We start from the raw sequence: 25322 nt of genomic DNA, 5'->3' as shown, positions 1-25322 counted from the left end.
GCTTTGCTTCCTCTCTCGCGCTCTCTCTAGTTAGACCCTCGCCGTTGGGCTCCTGTATTGGAGCCCATTTTTTTGCTCATATTGACCAGGTGCGGCATGAATATTAAAACAAGGCTTTTGGCGCTGGGGTTTACTGGTGCCATTCTTACTGGCGGTGTATTGGTTGCTACGGGTGAGGGGGAAGTGTTACGCACCTATGTTGACCCTGCTGGTATTGAAACAGCCTGCTTTGGGCAAACCGGCCACAACATTAAGCTTGGCATGGTGTTCTCAAATGAACAGTGCTTAGACATGCTGGCTAGCAGCCTTAAATCCTTTGACCGTGAATTGGTGAAACTCACGCCGCCATTAAGCGAAGGTGAACACATTGCTTACCTGAGTTTTATTTACAACGTTGGGGCCGAGGCTTTTGGGGCCTCTACGCTGCGCAAAAAGTTGTGGGCTGGTGACCACGTTGGTGCATGTAATGAGTTACCAAGATGGGTTTATGCTAAAAAGAAAAAGTTACCAGGCTTAATAAAACGCCGCTCAAATGAGCGGCGTTATTGTTTGAGGGACTTGTGATGTTTAACGACCTAAAAACCACAGTGCTGTTATGCATTGTCATTATTATGGCCACGGTGATTGGTTTTGGCGCCTTGGGTATGAACTCGCTTAAAGCCAAGAACACATCGTTAACGGATGATTTACTGCAATCACAGGTGAGTGTTGCCGCGCTACTCAGTAGTAATGACAACCAAGCCGAACGCATCAAAATACTTGAGCGTGATTATAGGGTAATGACTGAGCTTAATGCCGCGCATCGAAAACAGCTTGTCGATTTACAAGCAACGCACGAAAGCCGAATCATACAAGCCGATCTCATTAAGGACTCACCCGATGAACCTACAAAAGATTGGGCTAATGCTTTGTTGCCTGCTGATGCTTTGCAGCTGCTCAAGCAAGCCGATTGTAAAAGTGGTGACCCAAACCAAAACGGTTTATGTACTCCCGCCACCTAGCTGGCTTGAATCATGTAATAACCCCGTATTTGTTGGCAGCACCAATATTGATTTACTTAAACACTCACTCACTCAAACCAACGCGCTAGCAACTTGTAATGCAAACATGCAGCGCCTACAAAAATGGCGGCAGCAATATGAGCATAACGACTGACCTAAGCGCAAAGCTCACATCGTTATTGTCTTACATCGCCTCGTTTTTCACCGCAGCTGGCAGTTATGTGAACGATATGGATATTGGTGTTTTAGTCGGAGTCTTGTGTGCTATCGCAACGGCAATGGTTAACTGGTTTTATCAGGCACGTAAGAGCCAGCGTGAAAACCACATACAAACGTTGCAAGCACAATTGCTCACCAAACAATTGCAGCATATTGAAGAAGAACGAACCAGCCATGTGCTAGATGATATCCAAGGGGACTAGCCATGGCGCGTATACCCCAACAACAAATCGAGCCAGTTTTACTCAATAAAACCGACCTGTGCAAAAGTCTCAACATCAGCACCACCGCGTTCGACAAGTGGGACGTACCCGTACACAGCAAAAAGGGCCGTGAGTGTTTATACACCATGGCCGATGTGGTGGGTAATCGTGTTGCCAACGAGCGTAAAAAGCACCTTGGCAAACCCGATGAAGATGAAAGTGACAAGCCGAATATCGACTTTGAACGCTACCGCTTAACCAAAGCACAGGCTGACGGGCAAGAGCTTAAAAACGAAAAAGACCGCAAAGAAGTGGTCGAAGTGGGCTTTTGTACTTTCTTGCTCAGTCGCATCGCGGCGCAAGTGGCCCCAGTGTTAGACCAAATTCACATACGGGTAAAACGTAAATTCCCCGATATTCCCGAACGCACTATTGAGGCCATTAAAGCCGAAGTGATTAAAAGCCAAAACACCACCGCTGAACTGGCTAGCAGCATTGAGGATTTATTAGATGAGTATATCAGCAGCACAGATTAATAATCTGAAAGCCGCTGTATCTGCTGGATTACGCTCATTCTATCGACCACCCGTTTTAACCTGCAGCCAATACGCAGACCAACATTTTTACATGTCGTCGGAATCTTCCTACACCGAAGGTAAATGGGAAAGCCTACCGTTTCAAATCGGTATTCTGAACGCCATGGGCAATGACCAAATCCACACGCTGAACTTAATGAAGTCAGCGCGTGTGGGTTACACCAAAATGCTAATGGCTAACTCAGCTTATAAAGTTGAGCATAAAAAACGTAATGTGCTGATCTACCAGCCCCGTGACGGCCAAGCCAAAACCTTCATGAAAAAGCACGTTGAAACGGCTATTCGTGACATACCCGCATGGAAAAAGCTGGCACCATGGCTAGGGCGTAAAAATAAAGACAGCACCTTAGAAGACAAGATATTCAGCAACGGTAAAACCCTGATGGTTCGCGGTGGTACCGCAGCCGCTAACTACCGTGAAATATCAACAGACGATGTAATTTACGATGAACTTGCAGGTTTTGACGAGTCAATCGAACACGAAGGTAATGCCACCTCACTTGGCGATACCCGTATTGAACTATCGATGTTTCCGAAATCGATACGCGGTTCGACACCTAAAGTATTGGGTACCTGCCAAATTGAAAAAGCCTGTAACGAGTCACCGCATTATTTTCGCTTTAACTTACCTTGCCCACATTGTGGCGAGTTACAGCATTTAAAGTGGGGCGGCGCTACCGAGCCATTCGGCATTAAGTGGGTAGACTCAAACCCCGCAAGCGCTTACTACGTTTGCGAACATTGCGCCTGTTGCATTGAAAGCAATCAACTAGACGATATGGAACTGCACCCCAATGCGATATGGATATGCGAAAACACCGGCATTCGAACCAAAGACTTTCTCGACTTTTATGATGTTGAGGGTAACGACATTATTACCCCACCCAATATATCGATTCATATTTGGTCGGCTTACAACTCACTGAACAGTTGGGCTAAGTTAGTCACCGAGTTTTACAAAGCCAAAGGCGATAAAGAAAAGCTGCAAACCTTTGTTAACACCAAACTGGGTGAACCGTGGGACGACGACAACGGCGAACGGGTTGAATGGGAAGACCTAGCCCGTAGGCGTGAAATGTACCCAAGCGGCAAAGTGCCTGAATGGGTTAATTACATTACCTGTGGTGTTGATACTCAAGATGACCGATATGAAGGCCGTGTTTGGGGCTGGGGTGCAGGTAAAGAAACAGCATTACTGGACCGTTTTATCTTATACGGCGACCCTGCAAGCCAAGTGTTATTAGACAAAGTAGCCGACAGACTACGCCAAAGTTACACCCGCATAGATGGAATAGTGCTCAATATAGGTGTAACCGGCTGGGACTCAGGCGGCCATTACACCGACACAGTTTACTCCATGAGTAAAAAGCTTGGCGTGATGAAAGTGGTACCCGTTAAAGGTGCCAACGTATACGGCAAACCGATTGCTAATTTTCCCCGCAAGCGCAACAGCAAAGGGGTGTACTTAACCGAGGTGGGTACCGACAACGCCAAAGAGTTGATCATGTCGATGCTGCGCATTATGCCCAGTGTTGATACCCGCACACCTGGAGCAATCCATTTACCGCTAAACGATTTAGTGTGTGACGACGTTGAACTGCAACAGCTTACCGCTGAACGCAAAATACCCGTGCGCCGTAATGGCCGCGTGGTGTATCGCTGGGATGCAGGCGGAAGACGTAACGAGGCACTCGATTGCTTAGTGTACGCCATGGCCGCGTTGTATATCGCCATAGAAAAGTTTGGCATTAATTTAAACCAATCCAGCAAGTCCGTTGGCAGCAATGCCACCACCGAAAACGATGAGGGCAATACACCCCCTCAACAATCATCTTCAACCCAATCGTCACCATCACGTCAATCATCCAGCACAAACAGTTGGTTAAACGGTGGCGGTGGGCGCAAATCAGGAGGCTGGCTGTAATGTCAAAGCAACTTGCACTACAAATGGTCGATGCCTACATCGAAGCCGAAAAAGATGTGTTATTAGGCAAGACGGTAACGGTCAATGGCAAGATGATGACCAGTGAAGATTTAGACGCTATTCGTAAAGGCCGTATGGAATGGCAACGCACTTTAAATGCCTATTCTCGCCCACAAGGCATTGCCAGCTTAGCCACATTTAACTGAGGCGCACATGAGTATTATTAACAATGCAATTGCGGTTATCTCGCCTAAGTGGGCATTAAATCGTGAAGCTGCTGCACGCAGTTATCAAAGCCTTAAAGGTTACGATGCCGCTAAACCCAGCCGAACCCACAAAGGCACTAAAGAATCACGCGGTGCTAACCAAGCCGTATTTGCTGCAGGTAAAAACTTGCGAGAACAAGCCCGCTGGTTAGATGAAAACCATGATCTCAGTATTGGCATGCTCGACCGAATGGAAGAGCGAGTGGTGGGCGCCAACGGTATTGTTATCGAGCCGCAACCCCGCAGCTATGATGGTGAAATATTGGATGAACTAGCCAATGACATTCAGCGTCGTTTTGCTACCTGGTCATTAAAACCAGACGTCACCAACCGATACACTCGCCCAGAGCTTGAGCGCTTAGTGTTACGTACTGCATTGCGAGACGGTGAAGTGTTCGGCCAAATGGTGCGCGGTAAAGTACCCAAGTTTGGTCATCCAAACTCACAAGGCACCCAATTTAGTGTCGAGGCATTAGAGCCTGATTACATTCCGTTTGAACTTAACGATGTATCAATCCGCGTTCGCCAAGGGTTAGAGGTAAACACCTGGGGACAAGTAGTTAATTACCATGTATTGCTTGATCACCCCGCAGACCAAATAGGCTTTCGTTACAAAACTAAAACAATACCTGCAAAAAATATGTTGCACCTTGGCATGTTTAAGCGCCTGCACCAGTTGCGCGGCATCAGCATGTTTCACGGCATTTTAACCCGTTTAAGCGACATTAAAGACTACGAAGAATCTGAACGTGTTGCTGCCCGTATTGCTGCGGCACTGGCGTTTTACATTAAACGTGGCGACCCGAGTATGTATATCGGGGGCGATGATGCACCCCGACACCGCGAAGTTAACTTTGCACCAGGCATGAGCTTTGATGATCTGCAACCCGGTGAAGATGTCGGCATGATTGAATCAAATCGGCCCAACACTCACATGGTCGATTTTCGTAACGGCCAGTTAAAAGCCTGTGCCGCCGGTACCCGTGGCAGTTACTCAAGTATTGCCCGCGACTATCAAGGCAGTTACTCAAGCCAGCGCCAAGAACTAGTAGAGCAAGACGAGTCGAACCGCATTATGCAGCAATGGTTTTGTGCCGGTTGGTCACGCCCTGTGTTTCGTAACTGGTTAGAAATGGAAATGCTCAACAAGCAAGACCCACTAACGTTGCCGCCAGACTTAGATATTAGGACTTTATATGATGCGGTTTATTACGGACCCACCATGCCATGGATTGACCCCGCTAAAGAATCTAAAGCATGGCAAATGATGATAGCCGGTAATGCCGCTACCGAGTCTGACTGGTCACGCGCTCGAGGCCGCAACCCTGCCGAAGTGAAACGACAACGCAAACGCGAGGTCGATTACAACCGCAAAAACGACATGGTCACGGGTAATGATCCCGAACCTCAAAACGGAGATAACCCAAGTGAAAAAGTCAAAACTTAGTCTGGCAATGCTAGCCGTAGCAGTATCAAGCACTGCACTGCTGGCACCCCAAGCAAGCAGCCCAACAGCAAACAGAGAAAAGCGCGGCATTTACAGCATGAAAGGTGCTGCTAATGGTGTCGTTGAACTGATTTTATACGGTGATGTTGGTTGGGACTTTACCGCGAAACAGATTGCTGCCGACCTACGCGCCATGGGGCAAGTATCGCAAATTAAAGCTTACATCCAATCGGGTGGTGGCGATGTAATGGATGGCATGGCCATTTATAACATTCTCGCCCGCTGGCCGTGTCAAAAGTCGATTTGTATTGAATCGGTAGCGGCATCAATGGCCAGTGTTATTTGTATGGCGTTCGATACCGTCATTATGCCCTCAAATGCATTTTTGATGATCCACAGTAATTGGGGCGGTGCAGTCGGTACCGCCGATGACTTACGTGAATATGCCGACTTACTCGACAAGTGGCGTTCAAGCATGGGCAAAGCCTATCAAGACAAAGCGAACGGCAAGCTATCAGATGATCAGCTTGCGCTGTTTTTTAAAGAAGATACTTGGTTGTCAGCACAAGAAGCGGTTGGTCTTGGGTTGGCTGATGAAGTGATTGAACCGATGCAAATGGCTGCATCAATTGATTTTAAACGACTTAAGGATTTTAATAATATGCCTAAAGCATTACAACCCCTGCTTGCACAACAGGGAAATATTGGTGCAACACAGCCAGCTGCAACAACCCAGCCAGCAACTCAACAACCAGCCGCGTCGGTACCCACACCCGCTGCACCGTCGCAAGCGGATATTCAAGCCGCTGCAACGGCAATGAATAAAGAACGTATCGACGGTATTAATGCCGCCTTTACTCCGTTCCCGCAGTTTGCCGAGATTAAAAACACCTGCATTGCAGATACCGGTATTAATGCCGACAAAGCCAAAGACATGATCTTAGCTAAGTTAGGCGAAGGTACAACATCATTAGCGGCACAGCCTAACAGTGTGATCATTCATGCGGGTAACGGCAATATCGTAAGCGATTCAATCCGTGCACAGTTAATGGCCCGCGCTGGTCATGAAGCGGCGCAAAAAGACAATGGCTATGGCAGTTACAATTTACGTGAACTCGCCCGTGCATCATTAGCCGATCGCGGTATTGGTTGTGCCGGTATGAACGTGATGCAAATGGTGGGTTTAGCGTTTACCCATACCTCGTCTGATTTCGGTAACATCATGTTAGATGTGGCCAATAAGTCAGTGTTAAAAGGTTGGGCTGAAGCAGCTGAAACCTTTGAGCGTATCGCTAAAAAAGGTCAGTTAAGTGACTTTAAAGTCGCGCACCGTGTTGGCATGGGTGAGTTTAAAAGCTTACCAGAAGTTAAAGACGGCGCTGAATATAAATACATTACGGTTGGCGATCACGCTGAAAAAATTGCCCTAGCTACCTACGGCGGTATTTTCACGCTTACTCGTCAAACCGTTATTAATGATGACATGGACATGTTAATGGGCGTACCGATGAAAATGGGTAAAGCCGCTAAGCGTACCATTGGTGACTTGTTCTGGGCTGTATTAACCAAAAACGCCAAAATGAACGACGGTAAAGCCTTGTTCCATGCTGATCACGGTAACTTAACATCAGGCGCGCCAAGCGTTGAAGCATTCAGCATTGCGGCCGAATTAATGGAATCGCAAATGATTGGTGAATCACCATTAAACATCATGCCTGCATTTGCATTAGTGCCACCAAACCTTAAGCGTGCGGTATTGCAAATCATTCAGTCAACGTCGGTTAAAGGTACTGATGCCAACTCTGGTGTTGCTAACCCAATCCGCGACTTTGTTGAAGTGTTATCAGAGCCACGCCTTAAAGCGAAAAGTGATAAAGAGTGGTACCTATCAGCAGCGCAAGGTGAAGACACGATTGAAGTGGCTTATCTTGATGGTATTGATACGCCTTACATTGAGCAGCAACAAGGTTTCACCGTTGATGGTGTGGCAACCAAAGTGCGTATTGATGCTGGCGTATCTCCGCTTGACCATCGTGGATTGGTTAAGTCTACTGGCGCATAACCAGCTATTTTATACAAATCAAAAAGGCCGCTTAACGTTACTGTTAGCGGCCTTTTTAATGTCTATGTGTTAAATCATTAGGAACAATTCAGATGAAAAATTGTATTGCAGATGGTAATACCATCGACTTTACCGCCACGGCAGATGTAGCCAGTGGTGCGCCAGTGTTATTGGGCAAAGTGGTTGCCGTGTCGTTAGGTGCTGTTGCAACGGACGAGATGGGCGTGGGCGCAACCGAAGGTGTGTTCGAACTGCCTAAAGTTGAAGCTGACGACATTGGCCAAGGTGCGCAAGTTTACCTTAAGGCAGACGGCAATATTACCTCAACAGCATCAGGCAATACCTTAGCGGGTAAAGCATGGGCGGCAGCGGGTAACCCAAGCACTACAGTTTGGGTAAAAGTGAATGCCTAGCATTGAATCGCGCTTTGCCACCAAGCTGGCGCGAGCCTTTAATAAGCTGGCAGTACCTTGCCAGTTTATTCCTGTCAATGGCAACCCAGCTTACAGCCGAAGTGTTCACCTGCCGCCAACCGAAATAGATCGCAGTAATGAATACTTACAGGCACCAATATCACATGCTGAGTTTTTGCAACAAGACGGCTCAGTAATGGTTGATGATATTTTTGAACTTAACGGTAAACAATACCGACTGACTCAGCTACACGAACGTGATGAAATAATCGTGAGCTTTGTATGTTTAGAGCTTTAAGGACAATGCATGGCATTAGCAATCACAGGGTTTGAAGCAGTTGATCGCGAGCTTAAACGCATTCGTGCTGTTCAAGCGCCTGCCATTGCTAGCGCGATAGACGATGCCGCTAAGTTTGGTCAACAATTGGCAGTGGACGCCATTTTTAACAAGTACGGTTTTAAGTCTAAGTCGTATGTTGAACAACATTTCAGTGTCAGCATTAATCCTAAAACGCTCACCGCATCGGTTAGTGCAAGGATGCAAGCCTCAACGCTAACCCGCTTTGCCAGCCCTCGTTACAAAGTGGGTAAGCAGGCGGCAAGGGTGGCCGCAGGGTTTAGCGTTAACGTTATTCGCAATAAGCCGGTGTGGTTTAGTGGCGCGTTTACCGTGCTTGGCCGCAATGGCAATCAACTTATGTTTAGTCGCAAAAAGGGTGATAACTCTTGGCGAGACTTAAAAGGACAAAAAGCGTTATACGGCCCTTCAGTGGCTGGCAGCTTTGGGTATATGCGCGACGATTTAGAGCCGCCCATTATTATCCATCTGCGTGAAAAATATGGCCATTACGCTAAGTAGTCCTTAACTTCACCAAGAGACATTACCCATGATTAACACCATCATAAACCGCTTAAAAATGGTTGAAGGCGCTGTGGTGCGCGAAGGTTTTTATGTCCAAAGCGTAGCAAGGGAAAACACCTTTATTTTCTTGCAGCCCTACACTGATTTGTTCGGCGCAAAAAACGGCGTTAATCAATTCCGTGCCGACTTAACTTTGCAAGTGGTTGCCGGTATTAATGTCAGTAAATCAACCACCGCCACCGCCGAGCTCATTAACCTGGTTCGCGACATTCGCAGCGCATTCTTTAAAGACGAACGTAATACCGAAAAACCGTCATGGCTACCCAAAGCTATTACGTTTAAAGAAACTGAGGCCTGCAAATACATTATGCCCGAAGCCCATGAAAAACATGGATTAGCGGTCATCACTTTAACCTTAATTCATACAGCACCATTTGGAGAAAAACTATGAGCGACACCGTAGTTGAAAGTTACATCGGCTCAGGCATTGTGTATGTCAACGGCCGCGACGTGGGTAACGCCAGCGGCGTAAACATTTCAATCGAGCAAGAAACCAAAGAGAAACCAAACTATCGTGGCGGTGGCGGTAACGCTGCCGAAATCACCGTAGTTAAATCGGTCAGCTTATCAATGACGTTAAACGATTTTAGCAACGCTAACTTAGCCTTAGCGCTGCGCGGTAAAATTGATGCGTTAACAGCCGACTCAGTCACCGACGAGCCAATCACCGCAGCGTTAGACGGCCTAGCCGATACCGCCAAAATGATTGATACCGACATTGCAGTAGTGGTTACCGACAGCACGGGAAGCACCACCTATGTGTTAGATGAAGATTACATTGTCAGTGCCGCAGGTATTCGTGCATTAAGCACCGGTGCCATTACCGCTGGCGAAGCGCTTAAAGTCACGTATACCAGCAAAGCGGGTAACTCGCTGCAAGCTTTAGTTGAGTCAGGCGAAGAAGTGAAGGTAGTTGTTGACGGTATTAACGATGCAACTGGTAAACCCAGTGTGTTGAAGTTTTACCGTTGGAAGCCTACGCCAACATCGGGCCTAGACTTAATTGGCGACGATTTTGGCTCGTTCGACATCGAAGGCGGCGTACTGGCCGACAGCAGCATTGTTGCTTCTGGTAAGTCTAAGTTCTTTGTGCGAAGTGCAGCGTAATTGAACTGTTCGGAATAACCGTATAGTTCAACATTCAAGCCCACAGTTAACCGCTGTGGGCTTTTTTATTTTGTTTTGTAACACTAATTTGGTGATGTATGAGCTTTAAAGACCAAGTCATTAACCTGATTATTCAGGGCAAAGATTTATTTTCCAGTGAAGCCAAGAAGTCTGAAAAGGCAGTGGCCGAGTTAGCGGCACAAAGCGAAATCCTTAATGCCCGCTTAAAAGAGTTAGAAGATTTACAAGCCGCAGCCAACTCAATTGATGATTTAACTGCATCAATTAGCAAAGGTGAAAGCGCCTACAAAGACAATGCCGTTGCCCTTGATAAGTTAGTTAGCCAACAAAAAGCAGCAGCCAAAGAATTAAAGCAACTTGAAGCCGCGCAAACTCAAGCCCAAGGCACTACCAACGAGTTAGAACAAGAGTACAATCAAGCCCAAGCTGCATTGGTTAAGTACGAAACCGAATTACAACAAGCCCGTGTTGAAGTTGAAAAACTCAGCACCGAGCAGCAACAAGGTGCCACAGCCAGCAAAGAGCAAGCCGCTGCCCTCAATAAAGCCACCGTTGATTTACAACAATTAGCTAACGAGCAAACCGCCGCTAAAAACAGTGCCAATGAGTTAGCCACTGCATTAGATGCCCAGCGCCGCGAACTGCTTGAAGCTACTACCGCAACCGATACCGCCAGCCGTGCAAAAGCGGAGTATACCCTCAATGTAAAAACCGCCCGTACTGAGTTAAACCAGCTGGCTAGCGGCATTAACAAAAGCAAAACCGAACTCGACAAAAATACCGCCAGTTTAAAAACAGCGGGCATCAGCATGGACAACCTAGCTGATGGCACTAAAGATTTAAAGCAGCAACAAGCCGCAGCTGAAACCGCATTAAGCGGTGTGAACACTAAGCTTGAAAAGCACAATAAGCTGCTGGTTGAGTCTAAAAAAGATGCGGGTGATTTTGGTGGTAGCATCAAAAGCGCCACGGCATCATTGGTTGCCATGGCTGGTGCCTACATTGGTGTCGATAAACTGTGGGAAAGCATTAAGTCGGTATTAACCGCAGGCGATGAAGCCGCAGCGTTCACCGCGCAAATGACCGCCATGATGGGCAGTATAGCTGGCGGTGAGCAAGCGACCGCATGGATTAAAGACTTTGCTAACAATACTGGTACCCGTTTAGATTCGGTTAAACAAGCCTTTGCATCATTAAAAACATTTGGTATCGACCCGACCAATGGCAGCTTGCAGGCCATGGTCGATTACAACGCTAAGTTAGGTGGTAGCCAAGAAAAGCTCGAAGGTATTATTCTTGGTGTTGGCCAAGCCTGGGCTAAACAAAAACTGCAGGGTGAAGAAATACTGCAGTTGGTTGAACGCGGTATCCCCGTTTGGGACTTACTAGAACAAGTCACCGGTAAAAATGCGGTCCAACTGCAAAAGATGAGTGAAGCGGGGCAACTTGGCCGCGATGTGATGCAGCAGCTGTTTACCGAAATGGGTAATCAAGCCAATGGCCAAGCTTCTAAAAGCCTTGAACGCTTAAGTGGTCAAGTTAACTTGATGTCTAACAAGTGGCTTGAATTTAAAACTATCATTGCCGACTCAGGCGCGTACCAGGTAGCAGTTGATTTTATTCAGTCGTTAAACGCCAAGTTTGACGAACTCAATAAAAGCGGTCAAATCAAACAGGCCGCGCAAGACATTAGCGACTTTTTTACCACCATGATCCGCGATGGTGGCTCAAGCATTACTGCTACCCTTGAAAACATTGCTGCCTTTGCTCGGGCGTTAAATGTGATTAGCGGATCATTGCGCTTGGTGTGGAACGGCATTACCGCAGGGCTATCATCTATTGCCTTGGTGGCTACGGCATCATTTGCCAAAATCATTGATGCTTATGCTTATATGATTGAAGCGCTTGGTGGTGATGAACTTGGCGCCTCTATTCGTCAAGTGTCAGAAGCTGTTAAGGCTATTTCTGACGGCTATAAGCAACAAATTGAGCAAGACAGCAAAGACATTAATGCCGCTTGGCAACAGATGACCGGCGAAGTTGAGCAAGCCGCCGCTACTGCGTACAAAGCTGCGGGTGAAGCTGCAACTAAAAGCGCGAAGGTACAGACTGATGCGGCTAATAAAGTCGCTGATGCCCAGCAAAACCAAGGTGATGCCACCGACGAAAAAACCGCCAAAATCAAAGAGTTTGAATTGGCGATGTCGAAAGCAGGCATTACCACCGTTACTGTGTTGCGCGAACAAGCGGCCGCAGCTAAAGCCACTTACGAAGAAGTAAAGCAAGGTGCCGCCGATGGTGTAGCCTCAACTAACGAGCTTAACCAGGCGTTCTTAAAATACGCCGAGGCATCGATTCAAGCGTCCGTGGCGGGTGATAAGCAAGTTGAGTCGAGTCTTCAGCAACAAGCCGCCAACCTGGGGCTTAGCGAAAACGTTGATGCGTTGGTGACTCAGTACCAAAAGCTGAAACAAGCACAAACGGCCATGGGTGAAAGTGGCCAGCAAGCCGAAAAGCAAGTTGAAAGTTCAAGCACCAATATTGGTATTAGCATTCAAAACACCGTGGGCGTGATTGTTAAAAGCGCTCAAGATGCGGGTACTACGCTGTCGAGTGTGGCTGAGTTTTTCACTGCATACTTGCAAGGCATTACCGCGCAAGTGGCTGAACTCAGTACCGGTGCAGTCGCTTACTTTAAGTCGATACTTTACGGCCAAACCCTGCTAACCGACTCAAGCAGTGAGCTCGAAAAAACCATTCAGATTTATAAAGATCTGCGTGGTGAGATTGGCGAACTACAAACAGTGCAAGCCGCATCGATAGACTTTACTGGCATTAGTAACTTTGCTCGTGAGGCTGAAATTGCAGGTAAGCAAGCGCAAGCGGCATATTACAATCAGCGTATCGAACTGCTAAAAATGGTTGATGCCCTTGATGCTGCAGAAAGTGGCAACGTTGGCTTAATCAATAGCGCCGAAAATGCAGCCAACTCAATGAACTTGATGAATGATCAAGACTTGGGAGTGCTACGCACGGCGATTGATTCGGCTAAATCTAGCATGGACTCGCTACGCGATAGTGCGCAATCAACACTCGATACCCTACAAGATGAACTCGACGGCTACCTTGGTAACCAAGCCGCAATCGAAGAACGTCAGTATCAGCAAGAGTTAACCGAGATTAAAGCTCAGTTAGCTGCCGCTGAAACCACGGGCGACAAGGCGTTAATTGCCCAGTTAAAAGAAGCCGAGGAAACGCTAAAAAAGGTTTACGCTTACCGAACTGCTGAGATTAAAGCCCAGCAAGATGCCAGCGAAAAACAAGCCATTAGCGATGCCGCAGCCCTCAGCAATCAAACTGCCAGCAATGCTGCAACTAATACCGCCAACACTGCGGCAAAAGCCACAACAACCCAAACCACGACCACCACAACCGCAGCAACCAGTAGCGATACGGTGGTATTGCAGCTGCAAGTGGGCAATCGCACGTTTGATGCACAAGCAAAACGCAGCATTGTGAATGAGTTGGTCGCGGAGATTAAGCGCCTGCAATCGGTTGGTGGCTAGTCTGGGCTGAAATCAAATAAAGAGGCGATATGTACAACACCACTATCGACACCATTGTGCTAACCGAGCCGTTGCACTGGCTTAATCGCAATAGTACGCAGCGTGTCGCGGCCAATATGACAAGGGCACTAAACGGTGCTCCGCATATTCAGCAAACCATCATACCCGCAGGGTTTACGTTAGAGCTGGGCAGTAAAGCCGGCTGGATGCTTCGCACTGAGTTTGAGCAGTTACAAGCCCATGCTGCCAGCACCATTACCGAGTTCACTGTTAATCACGATGGCACCGACATTAATGTGATGTGGGATAACACCCAAAGCAGTGTGATCACGGGTGATGACGTTGACGATCAGTTAGGCGGGTATCCGCTGCTGACTAACGTGGTATTACGATTTTTAACGCTGTAACTCTTTCACGCTTTTTTATACACACAGGTGGCCCATGAGCATTACCCGTAATGATTTAAAAATATTCAAGCCAGAACTGCTCGGTACCAGTGACGATGCAGGCGGCCAACGTACCCGCAATGCGGTGCAGTCTGGCACCCTTAACGAGTTGTTTACTGCGATATCTGACATTGACCACGCGCAATCATCACTCGACGTAGTTAAGTGTTACCCAGCATTAGACACCACCGACACGGGCACCTTGCTCGATGCTCATGTGTACATTAGCCAACCGCCCACTGATGCGTTAGTGTCGATGCTGTTAGTCGAGGCCGATGCGTTAGACGATGAAGACCGCATGGTTGAAATGAAAGCCATTTTAGAGTCATCAGTAACCGCGGGCTCATTAATTCGTGACGGCGCACCGGGCTTTTTACCCAATCAAAACAGCTTTAGTAAAGACTATTTACAGTCTACGTATATGTTCGATGGCAAAGAGTATCGCAAAACCACCACGTTACGTGTGGGCCAAGTGATTGCGATTACCGTTGAATACCCAGACGCCGAAGATGTGGAGTGGCCACGTAAAACCCATTACGCCATGGTGACAGATACTAATGCACCAGGTAACAGTAATGGCAATATTGTATTCGACCCACCAATTGATTTTGCTACCCCTGAGTACAACGAAACAATCAACGGCAAAAGTAACTGCACTAAGCTGCGTTTAACCAACGAAGCCAGCCCGTTAACGTTTCACGGTGTAACTAAGTTAACCGCCGCGAGCAGCAGCAAAAATTTAGCGGTGCAAGCAGTACAGCAAAACTTATTGCCCGTGGTGTTAAGCGAACAAATTAAAACAGGTCAATCGATAAGTGATGGCGATGTGGTACGTAAAACCGTATCGCAAACCGCAACAGCGGCACAAAGCTATCAGTTTGCGGCACTTGATGTGCTGCAAGGTACTAACACTGCAGTTGATTACACCCCTGTGGTGAGTTACACATCTGGCGGTATTCAGTACGGCAGTGATGATGCTATTAGTGTGGTCAGTAGTGATTCAATTAGTGTGACGTTATCGCGCAAGCCAGACCTTAACACCCCAGTGACCTTGGGCTATATCTCAACCAATGCATATCAAAACTACAGCAATGCCGATGCGTTCCCTGCAGATCGCGAATTAGTCGCCAACACCTTAACGGGTAAGGTGGTTTATCAAGGCAATAATTCTTCGTTCATTGAGCGTGAAGGTGTGCTTTTCACAACGACGATTACTGAATATCGTGTGGGCATTATCGATTATCAAACGGGTGCCGTTACGCTTGAGTCTGGCATGAGCGGCTTAACCTTTGTCGCTTTAGTCATAGCGCCTGAGTCAACAACCGTTGCAACCTTTGTGCTTAATGCCACCGACCCAGTGTTAAACACCTTTTATGTGCAAGTGATGACGGTGAGTGATGTGTTAATCAGCGCCAGCAGTGATGCCAATGGCACCATTTCTGGCACAGGGATTAGCGGCAGCATAGTAAACAATTTGGTTGAAATGACATTCACCCAAACGGTGAAGTTAAGCACCTTACGTTACGACATTACCGAGCAAGTGCGCAACTTACCGCCAGCTGATATTTACGGCCTTAATCCGCTGCGGGTTCCCAATGCGGGTGTGGTTAATATATTTAGGCAGTGGGGCACTGTGGCGGTATCGCACACTGATTATCAAGCCATTGTGAGCCCAAGTAATGGTGCCACAGTAACCGTGCGTGCCGACACTAATTTTGTTGATATTACCGACGCCAATGGCGCCAGCTTATGGACCGCAACCAGCGACCACTTTACGGTTGATAATGCCACCGGCACTGTCACCCTAAACAGTGACTTTAGCGGCTTTACTGCGCCGTTTATTTTAAGTGACACCATCAGCGAGTTGGCATTAGTCACGGCAGTTAACGAAGGTGTAGTGAGTATTTCAGCGCCGTTAACTCGCGAGTATCCAATGGGCGCCAGTGTGGCCAGTGTGCAGATATTGGGTGATTTACAAGCCCGAGTTGGCAAAGTACGCGACATGACCAGCTGGGCAAACAACTGGGACCTAGACGGTGACTCCGCCCAAGGCACGTTAAATACGGTGGACATCCCCATTGAAGTCACTAACCAGGCGGCGGTTAACGAAGATTGGGCCTTAGTGCTTACCTCAACCACGGCGTTTCGTTGTGTCGGTAAGCGCATTGGCCAAATTGCCACGGGTGATACGTTAAACGACTTTGCCCCAATTAACTCGCTAACGAATCAACCGTATTTTGTGATCCGCTCAGGCGCGTTCGGTGCAGGTTGGAACCCGGGCGAAGCAATCCGCTTTGCCACCGTGGCCAGTGCCAAACCCATCATGCCAATTCGCACAGTGCAAGCCGGTCACAGTCAAATCACCACCGACAAAGCCGTGTTGGCATTCCGTGGTAATGAAGCGTAATAAACTAAATTAAAGTAAGAGGTTAGTTTTATGGGATTACCAGTAACGGTTTATCGTTGGGATGACGCGGGTGCGCCACAATTGACCACACCTAAACCATCAGAAATTATTAATATTTTGCAAAAGTGTTTAGTTGACGGTTATGGGTCTAAGTCGCCACTTGGTTGGACAAAAGAGTTTGAAGATGTTGTATCTCAAAAGGTGGCTTATCGAAACTCACCCACCGAGGGTAGTGGTGGGTATTTTCAAATGTGGAGTCATGACGGTTCAAATAGCGCAAATATATTAATGCGTTTAACGTCGGCCGTGTCCATGAGTGGTTTAGATACGTTCTTTAATAAAAGCTACAACACAGGTATTCACGCTTATAATTCCAATTTTGACCGTTGGGTTGTGATTGGTACAAGTAGAGCATTCTATTTAATCTTATCGACCAATGGGGTTATGGGTGGTAATAATTCACTATATGATAGTGTGGCATACGTTGGTGACTTTGATCCGTTTATACCGAATGATATAAACACGTTTATAACGATTGGTAGCACCAGTGTAAATGGCGACTTCACTGGTACATCACTTACAAGCTGGTCTTCGTGCTTTCATACAGCGTTCAGAATAAGTTCACCACCATCTTCGGCATCTACTATTTTACTAAAACTTGGAGGTACAGATGGTAGCGCCACGATGGACGATTATGGAATTTTGGTTATTAACAATGTTTTTTATACGAACCCAATTCAAGGCGTAAGCGATGTTAATTTGGGAATTTACTACCCTGTATTGATTGCTGCTCATAGTGTATACCCGAACAGTCTCTATACTAGCCCTGACGGTGCTAGCTATAGGCAAAGTCAGAATTACCCGCTTTATCGTGGCAAGTTGGCGGGTATGAATTGTTCAATGTCACCACGTTGCGAAAATTTACCGTGGCCTGTTATACAAACTGACTTTGGGGTTGACCACTGGGTTATGCGTAGCACAGGTTCAGTACAAGGTGTTGTAGTTAATATGGTGACTTGGCATGAGTAATATTTTGTTTCAGTATAGCAAGCTCAGTTTGGTTCCGCTTTATAGAGCCAAATTAGAGCTTGACTTAGACCCACAGGCAGAACGATTTTCAATATTAGACAGAAAGACGATGGCAACGCTTTACACTGGTAAAGCTGACAGGTCGGTTATTCACTTAAATAATAATTTCACTAGTGGTGGTAATTTAGTAGTGATGATTTTTGATGATGACAGGACTTTTAACGCTGCGGTGGTTGATGGTGTTGACGGTCAAATTTTTGATGTTGCCAACACATGATTCAATTACGCTTCAATCAACCTTGGCCTAACGCTACATCACCAATCACAATTCGTTTTGGTGGTGATGTAGTTGTTGAGCCACCAACACCGCCAATTAGCCCGCCATCACTAGGGATTAACTTAGGTGTTACCTGGCAACCGCCTGTGCGTGTTGATCATCAATTGCAATTAGTCAGTTATTGCGAATCAAGGCAGAGTGAAACAACCGCAGCGTGGTTTACTCATTTAGCAATTGATAGCGTTACTAATCTCAATTGGCAATACAAACCACTAACGCAACAAGCTTATTCAGTTGAATACGCTGTAAACCCGTTATTAACCGTAACGAATGCGTGGCAATGGTTTGTGGCTGACAGCGTTGAACAGCAGTATGAATTAACCTGGTTGGTACCAAATCAACAGCAAAACCAATGGCTCATGAACTGGCAAACAGCGCCTAGCTTACTGGCTATTGAGTCGGCAATTGATTGGGCAGATGGTACCGAGTGCAGCAATTTAATAAACGTGACGTATTACTATGGCCACGTTCGTGTTGCTCAACCCGCTATTGCATGGGGGCCGCATACGGCGAGTTGGATTTGCTCAACTCGTTATCGAACACCTACGGGCAAAGTCACGATTCGCTTTAGTGAGCCTTGGGCCAGTTCAACCAGCCCTTTGCAGTTGCGTTTTACTGCATCGCCAAACTATTGTTATTTTGACGATGGCGGCGGGCTAATCGATGCCAACCCAAGCTTACCCAGCCTTGATTTTGAAACCCCCATTGAACCACAACTGCGCAGGTATTATTTAATGCAGCCAACCATTACGTGTGTGCGTGTATCTGATGACGTACCGATTGTGATCAGTAATATTAATATCAGCCGCAGCCGTGGCCAGTGGGCCAGTTCGGTGAGTATTGATTTTTCAAGCCGCATCGATGCCAGCCGCGCTGAAAACCAATTACTCAAAATCGGCATTAACGGTTATGAGTTTTATTGCCTGGTTGAACAGCTAAGTGTCAGCAAAGTGTTTGGCAGCGAAACCCACAGTGGTTCGGGTCGCAGCCGCAGCGCTGAATTAGCCAGCCCATACTTACTGAATATCAGTTATACCAACTCGGTATCGCGCAGCTTTAACGGTTTACTTACCGACATGCTGCAATTTACCGATTGGACAATTCAGTTAAACGGCATCACTGATTTTAACGTACCAGCAGGGGCGTTCAGTGTTGGTAATAAATCACCGATTGAAGCCGTAAGCGAGGCAGTGGCTCAAGTGGGTTGTATGTTATTAAGCAATGACGATACCCGCACGTTAACTGTGGTACCACGTTGGCCAACGGTACCGTGGCAAATGGATTCGGCAACGCCAGACTTAACCGTGCACGATGCAGTGATCACCCAATACAGCCAAACCAAATCACTCAACACCGAGTGCAATGTGGTGTGGCTACGCGGTGAACAACAAGGTATTAGCGCCAAAGTGAAACGTACTGGCAGTGCAGGTAACATTGCCACCGATGACATCAGCGCTCAGTTAATTGTTGATAATCAGGCGGCAAGAATAGCCGGTACCAACGCACTGGCCGACACGGGCAACACGTTAAACATCACCATGGGCCTACCGATTATGAGCGACTTACCGCCAGTAACACCTGGTATGTTGATTGGTATTCGTGAGGGTGTTGAGGTGTTTAAAGGAATATGCGACAGCGCATCAATATCAGCATCGATTAGCGATAAAGGTGAAATTGATATCAACCAATCAATCACCGTGATCCGCCATGTAGCGTAAGTGAATTGAAATCAGTGAATTAATAATCAGTGAATTGATAATCTAAGGATCGACAATGTTAAAGCAGTTACAACAATCATTAGCCCAACCAAGGCTGATCATGACCATCAACACCGTAAACACCGACGGAACCGTCACCGCCACCACTGCCAGCAACCATACTCAACGAGTCATTGGCAGCGGCAGCGTTGGCGATCACATCTACGTTCAAGACGGCAGGGTGCTAGGGATAGCACCAGCTTTGGTATTTGTGGCGATAGAGGTTTAATTGTTGTATTCACTAGCAAAATTATTCAAATGGGAATTTAATTTAGAAAGTAAATCAGAATTAGTACAATAAGTATCAATATGTATTCTTGCTTTTTTAATGAATTCTAAAGTGAATCTATTATTATAAAAATCATCTATGCCATACATTTGATGCTCTATAGAAAGTAAATTTCTATATGGTGGACCTAATGATGAGTTAGTCATCTCGAAAATAAATAAAACCAGATGAATATAGCCATTAAGATTACTTTCTATTCTTATATGTTGGTAGTGTTTACTTTTATCAATTATGCTAATAATTTCGTGTAGTTTTAGGTTTTTCGGTATATTAATGTTTGGGATATCTAGTCTAAATTTAAATCGTCGTGATATTTCGTATATCAATGAGTTCAATCTATTTATAGATACCTCGACGGTATGAATGTTAAACCCTATAGGGCAACGAAAAACGGATACGTCGCCAAGTTTTGGTTTTGAAATATATTCTATGTTTAATGTCTCTCTTAAGGCTTTATAAAAGTAATGGATAGCATTTATGTCATATTCTTTTTTCATGTTAAATGTATTAATTATTTCAAATAGCTCTCCCGATAAGATTTCCTTTTTTTCATCATTTTTTAAAAAGTTTTCGAAAGTATTGATTTTGTCGGAAAACTTATAGTCAACGCAAATTTTCTCTATTGAATCTAAAGTATCCAAGAACTCACTAATTTTAATTTTCTTTATTTGAAGAGATAATAAATCTTTCTGTTTTTTAATAAATTCTAATTGTATTATTTCCCTGTCTTTATTTTCTTTATCTATGATTTCCTGTCGTTTATTTTGATGTTTAATTTGGGATTGCTGCACTTTGAATTGTTTCATGCTGATTAATAGCACTCCCAAAGTGCCAAGGCCAGCTATCATCGAGAATGAGCCTGACAGCAAAGAGCTAAAAGTGCTCCAGTCATCGTTCAGTGTGGATATTTTACAAGTCAACTTGTTTGGATTAAATCCGATGAATGCAAAGCACCCCATCTGATACCCGTAGGTTGCTATGATAAGAAATGCAGCTATAACCCCGATAAGGCACAAAGCTGCTAATGCGGTTAACCATTTACCCAAGTTATCACTACTGCCCGATACGTTCATTAAACATCCTTATCATGTAGACGCTTTGGGTATAACTCAGTGTATACCTGCCAAAGCGTATTAATATTCCTATGGCCTGTTACCTGGGCAACTTCATCAATAGTGTACCCTTTTTCAAATAGCCGGCTAGCACCTTCACGTCGCAAATCATGATAGCGTAAATCCTCAATACCTAATGCGTTACGCACCCGCTGAAAACCTGCAGCAACAGACCTTTCATTAAACGGGAATACCCGTGCATCATTACGGGGTTGTTTTTGTAATATCTCCCACGCCCCACCTAACAACGGCACTAGCATGTGATTACCTGCTTTTTTACGTGGGTCTTTACGGTCACGCACAATCACCGCTTTTTGTGCTTCATCCACATCAGCCCATAATATTCGGCAAACTTCACCAACCCGCATACAACTTAAAATAGAGAAGTCGAGCAAATCAATATACGGAATATGCGCAGCTTGTTTATTGGCACGTTCTTCTAACCCTACCTTTAACTTTTCAATTTCAACTGCAGTTGGCCTACGCGAACGCCGCGCAGATTTGCCAATTAAGTTTTGGCTGTGCAAAAGCTCATACGCTTCAATAACAGGAAGCTCAGTAACTGGATATCCAAAGCTAGGCTTAGCCATTTTTAAACACCAGCGCAAATAGCTCACGTCATGCGCTACAGTCGATGGCCCAGCACCCGCATCTATTCTATTTTTACAATGGTCAACAATATGATGAGAGCGAATATCGACAATATTGATTTTGCCTATTTCACTATCAGCTAAAAGCTTAAGCACATAAAGTTTGGTTCGTCCTAAAGATATGTGGGGATCGTCAATATATTTGGCAATCACCTCACTCAATGGGAGCTCACCCGAACTAGGGTTTGGTATGCCATCTGATTCCAATTTCCCCACTTCTTGTTTAGCCCATGATTCGGCAGGTGCTAACTTTGAAAATGTTCTATGATCACTGTAAACTATCTTGCCTTTTTTCTTGACCCTTACAGTACATTTATAACGTATTGTGCCATCGGCGCGGGTTCTTGGATCGATAACGTAATAGGCCATCTTGGGTACCCAGTCCTATATTTTTGGATACCTCAGAGGATACCTGACAACCTTAAAATGTGCAAAAACGTTTAAAAACAACCCAAAATGTGAGAATGATGAGTTTACTAAATACTGATATAAAGCCTGATACACCAAGGGTTACGTTAGATAGAACGTTTAGCATAGCGCCTATGCTGGATTGGACCGACCGTCATTATCGTTACTTTGCTCGCTTAATGTCGAGTAAGGCATTGCTGTATACCGAGATGGTGACAACGGGCGCCATATTGCAAGGTAAGGGTGACTATTTAGCTTATAACGAACAAGAGCATCCAGTGGCGTTACAGTTGGGAGGCTCTAATGTTGTTGATTTAGCGGCGTGTGCCAAGTTGGCTGCTGAACGTGGTTATGATGAAGTGAACCTCAATGTCGGATGTCCATCTGATAGAGTGCAAAATGGTCGTTTTGGTGCATGTTTAATGGCTGAGCCTGCGCTTGTGGCGCAATGTGTTGATGCGATGAAACAGGTAACTGATATTCCCATTACAGTTAAAACCCGTATTGGAATTGACGAGCAAGACAGTTATCTATTTTTAACTGATTTTATTGAAACCGTGAGCGCTCAAGGTTGTAGTGCATTTACTATTCATGCGCGTAAAGCTTGGTTACAAGGGTTAAGTCCGAAAGAGAATCGTGAAATTCCGCCGCTAGATTATGATCGAGTTTATCAGTTAAAGCGTGATTATCTGCACTTGAATATTAGCATTAACGGTGGCATTAAAACCCTTGAAGAATCTAAGTTGCATTTAGCCCAGCTAGATGGGGTGATGGTGGGGCGTGAAGCTTACCAAAACCCATATATGTTGGCACAAGTTGATCAACAGTTGTGTGGACTCGATACAGTGGTGATCACTCGTCAGCAAGTGATTGAACAAATGTTGCCATATATTGAAGCTCATTTAGCCCAAGGTGGTCGTTTAAATCACATTACCCGCCATATGATTGGTTTATTCCAAGGATTACCGGGTTCGCGTGGTTGGCGTCGTCATTTAAGTGAAAATGCCCATAAACCCAATGCTGATATTAGGGTTGTACTAAAAGCCGCTGAGTTTGTCGATGCAGAAGCACAGGCCAATGATGAATGCCATTAAGTCGCTATCTTAATATATCTCGATAGCGGCAGATCTACAGTTAAGCCTCGCTGTGTTGAACACTCAGATACCATATAAAAGCACTTAATAATAAGTGCTTTTTATTTGGCGTTTTTTGAGTTTATGCCCTGCATTACTCTCTTTGAAAATACTTAACGGGTTAAATAGTCGCTATTTAAGTATTCGCTTATGTAATGAGTGAATATGATATTCATTCAATCATCCTCCCCAAGCTCGGTGATATTTCACTGTATATTTCTATTTTTTGTCATTTCTATCATAGATAACAAAAACGGCTGGTCATTTTCACCAATGATATGGTGAATTTTACTATCTGTTGGTTTTTTGCTCGACTAATAAGTTCAATTATATAAACTAAAATTAATAAATTTATCATGTTAATTATATGGTTATAGTTGATTGTTAAAGTTGGCACGTAGCTTGTAATACCTATTGTGTAATCAACTAGACGGGTGTTTAGTTGCCAATAACCAACACAAGAAAGGATGCCATTATGTCTACATTAACTTCAACCAACGTGATTCGCCGTAGTGTTCAATTATCAATTGCAGCTGCATTATTGGTTACCGCCAGTGTTTCGGCACAAGCAGATGAAATTTCAATCTCTAATACGGTCGCTGCACTAGAGCAGAATATGACGCAAGCGAGCCAAGAGATGATTTCAAATGTGAAGCAAGAGTTAATGCTGTCGTTGCAAACCCAAATAGCTGAACAAGTTTTTGAAATTAATTCGGCACTAGAGTTTGCTAGCTTTGAACAACCACAAATAAGTACCACAGTAGCTGCTGAAAATAAGTAATGGATTGGGCGATGAATATAGGCTTGGTGCTGCCATTAATGTCGTTATTGTTATTGCCAGTTATCAGTTTTGGATTGTGTGCGATGTTAGTCAGCTGGCTGTTATGGCCAAGCATTAATGGCCAAGCTTAATCTTAAATCATTGCTTTTTTTTAGAATAATTTTTATTAAATATTAGAGGGTAATATGAACTGTTTAATCAATAGATTACAAGATGAAACTCGAATCGTGTGTGGCGTATCGGCTAAATTAGCGAAACAATACGATTGGTCATTACTTTGGACTCGTGTGGTAACGGTTGGGCTAGTGCTAACCAATCCAAGTATTAGTTTACTTGCATACTTTGTGATTGCCGTGGTGATGAGCCAAAAAACATCTCGATTTTAAGACTTGCCCAGTAATGGATAAGCGGGGGTACATTGATTACCCCGTAGACAGGTTACATTGATGTATGTCACTATTTTTTTAAGAAAGCTTGGAAGCGTTGTTTTGCTTCATCACTTTGTAAGCGTTTAGAAAATTCAACTATTTCTAATTTCATCTGAGCTTTAACTTCTGCTAGGTTATGACGTAAAAGCCGTTTTGATGCTTGCATAGATAACGGTGGTAGAGCTGCCAATTTTTTTGCTTGCGCTAGACTGAAGCTAATGAGCTCGTCTTGGGCAACCACGCGGTTAATAATGGTTAATTTTTCAGCCATCTCTGCATCAAAGGCTTCGCCAAGTAAAATAAGTTCAGCCGCTTTTTGTTGACCCACGATTAATGGTAACAATATGCTTGAAGCGGCTTCTGGTACCAGAGCTAAATTCACAAAAGGCATTTGGAATTTTGCCCTATTGTCGGCGTATACTAAGTCACAGTGCAACAGCAATGTTGTCCCTATTCCCACCGCGGCTCCGGTTACTGCAGCCACTACAGGCTTTTTAAGATCTAATAAACAAAACAAGAATTTAACGGTTGGATGATTATCATCTAACGCACCACTTTGTAGAAAATCGACGATATCATTGCCAGAGCTAAAGCAGTTTTCGGTACCGTGAAACATAAAGGCACGAATATCATTGTCGGCTTCACCTTGGATCAGGTATTCTGTGAATTGCTGATACATTTCTAGATTAAAGGCATTGCGCTTTTCTGGACGATTAAAACTGATGATACGCACGCCTTGATCATCTCTTACCTGAATATAACTCATTCGTAGCTTCCTTAAGTGAATGCGAGTGACAT

Annotated in this window: 27 protein-coding genes; 24 read left to right on the top strand and 3 right to left on the bottom strand. The window is 45.3% G+C overall.

The window, feature by feature from the left end; all coding sequences use genetic code 11:
* Positions 1-96 precede the first annotated feature (96 nt).
* The 21 genes from ABIS04_RS16295 to ABIS04_RS16195 all read left to right on the top strand — a co-directional run bounded on the left by ABIS04_RS16295 (position 97) and on the right by ABIS04_RS16195 (position 19952).
* Positions 97-564, top strand: a complete 468-nt coding sequence (locus ABIS04_RS16295; RefSeq protein WP_350431736.1) for a lysozyme — start codon at positions 97-99, stop codon at positions 562-564.
* Complete coding sequence (locus ABIS04_RS16290; RefSeq protein WP_350431735.1) at positions 564-1001, top strand: hypothetical protein; 438 nt, start codon at positions 564-566, stop codon at positions 999-1001. Before ABIS04_RS16295 ends, ABIS04_RS16290 begins: the two co-directional genes overlap by 1 nt.
* Positions 904-1155, top strand: a complete 252-nt coding sequence (locus ABIS04_RS16285; RefSeq protein WP_350431734.1) for a hypothetical protein — start codon at positions 904-906, stop codon at positions 1153-1155. Before ABIS04_RS16290 ends, ABIS04_RS16285 begins: the two co-directional genes overlap by 98 nt.
* Positions 1139-1423, top strand: coding sequence for an HP1 family phage holin (locus tag ABIS04_RS16280; protein ID WP_350431732.1), 285 nt, complete (start codon positions 1139-1141; stop codon positions 1421-1423). Before ABIS04_RS16285 ends, ABIS04_RS16280 begins: the two co-directional genes overlap by 17 nt.
* A gap of 2 nt (positions 1424-1425) precedes the next feature.
* Positions 1426-1959, top strand: coding sequence for a terminase small subunit (locus ABIS04_RS16275; RefSeq protein WP_350431731.1), 534 nt, complete (start codon positions 1426-1428; stop codon positions 1957-1959).
* Positions 1934-3943 carry a terminase gpA endonuclease subunit gene (locus ABIS04_RS16270; protein WP_350431730.1) on the top strand — a complete coding sequence of 670 codons (2010 nt, stop codon included), beginning with the start codon at positions 1934-1936 and terminating at the stop codon, positions 3941-3943. Before ABIS04_RS16275 ends, ABIS04_RS16270 begins: the two co-directional genes overlap by 26 nt.
* On the top strand, positions 3943-4149 hold the full coding sequence (locus ABIS04_RS16265; protein WP_350431729.1) for a hypothetical protein: 207 nt from the start codon (positions 3943-3945) through the stop codon (positions 4147-4149). The genes ABIS04_RS16270 and ABIS04_RS16265 overlap by 1 nt, the downstream gene beginning before the upstream one ends.
* A 7-nt stretch (positions 4150-4156) precedes the next feature.
* Entirely contained in the window at positions 4157-5656 is a 1500-nt protein-coding gene (locus ABIS04_RS16260; protein ID WP_350431728.1) for a phage portal protein, read from the top strand.
* The gene (locus ABIS04_RS16255; protein WP_350431727.1) at positions 5637-7718 is read left to right on the top strand and encodes a ClpP-like prohead protease/major capsid protein fusion protein; all 2082 of its coding nucleotides are present in this window, start codon (positions 5637-5639) and stop codon (positions 7716-7718) included. The genes ABIS04_RS16260 and ABIS04_RS16255 overlap by 20 nt, the downstream gene beginning before the upstream one ends.
* A gap of 92 nt (positions 7719-7810) precedes the next feature.
* A complete protein-coding gene (locus ABIS04_RS16250; RefSeq protein WP_350431725.1) occupies positions 7811-8131 on the top strand; it encodes a capsid cement protein in 321 nt (106 codons plus the stop codon).
* Positions 8124-8429: a hypothetical protein gene (locus tag ABIS04_RS16245; RefSeq protein WP_350431724.1), complete on the top strand. Its 306-nt coding sequence runs from the start codon at positions 8124-8126 to the stop codon at positions 8427-8429. The genes ABIS04_RS16250 and ABIS04_RS16245 overlap by 8 nt, the downstream gene beginning before the upstream one ends.
* A gap of 9 nt (positions 8430-8438) precedes the next feature.
* Positions 8439-8990 (top strand): hypothetical protein, encoded by a 552-nt coding sequence (locus ABIS04_RS16240; protein WP_350431723.1) that lies wholly within the window; start codon positions 8439-8441, stop codon positions 8988-8990.
* A 28-nt stretch (positions 8991-9018) separates the two neighbouring features.
* Positions 9019-9444 carry a hypothetical protein gene (locus tag ABIS04_RS16235; protein WP_350431722.1) on the top strand — a complete coding sequence of 142 codons (426 nt, stop codon included), beginning with the start codon at positions 9019-9021 and terminating at the stop codon, positions 9442-9444.
* Entirely contained in the window at positions 9441-10160 is a 720-nt protein-coding gene (locus ABIS04_RS16230; RefSeq protein ID WP_350431721.1) for a hypothetical protein, read from the top strand. Before ABIS04_RS16235 ends, ABIS04_RS16230 begins: the two co-directional genes overlap by 4 nt.
* A 98-nt stretch (positions 10161-10258) precedes the next feature.
* Positions 10259-13747, top strand: a complete 3489-nt coding sequence (locus tag ABIS04_RS16225) for a tape measure protein (RefSeq protein ID WP_350431720.1) — start codon at positions 10259-10261, stop codon at positions 13745-13747.
* Positions 13748-13776: 29 nt separating this feature from the next.
* Entirely contained in the window at positions 13777-14154 is a 378-nt protein-coding gene (locus tag ABIS04_RS16220; protein WP_350431719.1) for a hypothetical protein, read from the top strand.
* Positions 14155-14188: 34 nt separating this feature from the next.
* Entirely contained in the window at positions 14189-16600 is a 2412-nt protein-coding gene (locus ABIS04_RS16215) for a hypothetical protein (RefSeq protein WP_350431718.1), read from the top strand.
* A 30-nt stretch (positions 16601-16630) separates the two neighbouring features.
* On the top strand, positions 16631-17629 hold the full coding sequence (locus tag ABIS04_RS16210; protein ID WP_350431717.1) for a hypothetical protein: 999 nt from the start codon (positions 16631-16633) through the stop codon (positions 17627-17629).
* Entirely contained in the window at positions 17622-17906 is a 285-nt protein-coding gene (locus ABIS04_RS16205; protein WP_350431716.1) for a hypothetical protein, read from the top strand. The genes ABIS04_RS16210 and ABIS04_RS16205 overlap by 8 nt, the downstream gene beginning before the upstream one ends.
* Entirely contained in the window at positions 17903-19684 is a 1782-nt protein-coding gene (locus ABIS04_RS16200; RefSeq protein ID WP_350431715.1) for a hypothetical protein, read from the top strand. The genes ABIS04_RS16205 and ABIS04_RS16200 overlap by 4 nt, the downstream gene beginning before the upstream one ends.
* 55 nt (positions 19685-19739) lie before the next feature.
* Positions 19740-19952 carry a hypothetical protein gene (locus ABIS04_RS16195; RefSeq protein ID WP_350431714.1) on the top strand — a complete coding sequence of 71 codons (213 nt, stop codon included), beginning with the start codon at positions 19740-19742 and terminating at the stop codon, positions 19950-19952.
* Here the strand turns inward: ABIS04_RS16195 and ABIS04_RS16190 are convergent.
* Together ABIS04_RS16190 and ABIS04_RS16185 are read right to left on the bottom strand one after the other, a co-directional pair.
* Entirely contained in the window at positions 19949-21085 is a 1137-nt protein-coding gene (locus tag ABIS04_RS16190; protein WP_350431713.1) for a hypothetical protein, read from the bottom strand. The genes ABIS04_RS16195 and ABIS04_RS16190 overlap by 4 nt on opposite strands.
* Positions 21085-22143 carry a site-specific integrase gene (locus ABIS04_RS16185; RefSeq protein ID WP_350431712.1) on the bottom strand — a complete coding sequence of 353 codons (1059 nt, stop codon included), beginning with the start codon at positions 22141-22143 and terminating at the stop codon, positions 21085-21087. The genes ABIS04_RS16190 and ABIS04_RS16185 overlap by 1 nt, the downstream gene beginning before the upstream one ends.
* 98 nt (positions 22144-22241) lie before the next feature.
* Between ABIS04_RS16185 and dusA the strand changes: the two genes are divergently transcribed.
* From dusA to ABIS04_RS16170, 3 genes are all read left to right on the top strand, one after another.
* Positions 22242-23276 carry a tRNA dihydrouridine(20/20a) synthase DusA gene (gene dusA / locus ABIS04_RS16180; RefSeq protein WP_350433463.1) on the top strand — a complete coding sequence of 345 codons (1035 nt, stop codon included), beginning with the start codon at positions 22242-22244 and terminating at the stop codon, positions 23274-23276.
* A gap of 514 nt (positions 23277-23790) precedes the next feature.
* Positions 23791-24096: a hypothetical protein gene (locus ABIS04_RS16175; RefSeq protein ID WP_140235144.1), complete on the top strand. Its 306-nt coding sequence runs from the start codon at positions 23791-23793 to the stop codon at positions 24094-24096.
* 185 nt (positions 24097-24281) lie between these two features.
* Positions 24282-24482 carry a PspC domain-containing protein gene (locus ABIS04_RS16170; protein WP_350431711.1) on the top strand — a complete coding sequence of 67 codons (201 nt, stop codon included), beginning with the start codon at positions 24282-24284 and terminating at the stop codon, positions 24480-24482.
* Positions 24483-24552: 70 nt separating this feature from the next.
* Here ABIS04_RS16170 and ABIS04_RS16165 read toward each other — a convergent pair whose 3' ends face one another.
* On the bottom strand, positions 24553-25290 hold the full coding sequence (locus tag ABIS04_RS16165; RefSeq protein WP_137225421.1) for an enoyl-CoA hydratase-related protein: 738 nt from the start codon (positions 25288-25290) through the stop codon (positions 24553-24555).
* Between the last annotated feature and the right edge of the window lie 32 nt (positions 25291-25322).

The organism is Shewanella sp. H8 (genome assembly GCF_040285065.1).
GTDB classification, from domain to species: Bacteria; Pseudomonadota; Gammaproteobacteria; order Enterobacterales; family Shewanellaceae; genus Shewanella; species Shewanella polaris.
Note: the sequence above shows the minus strand (reverse complement) of the source record. Positions and strands in the feature narration are given on the sequence as shown.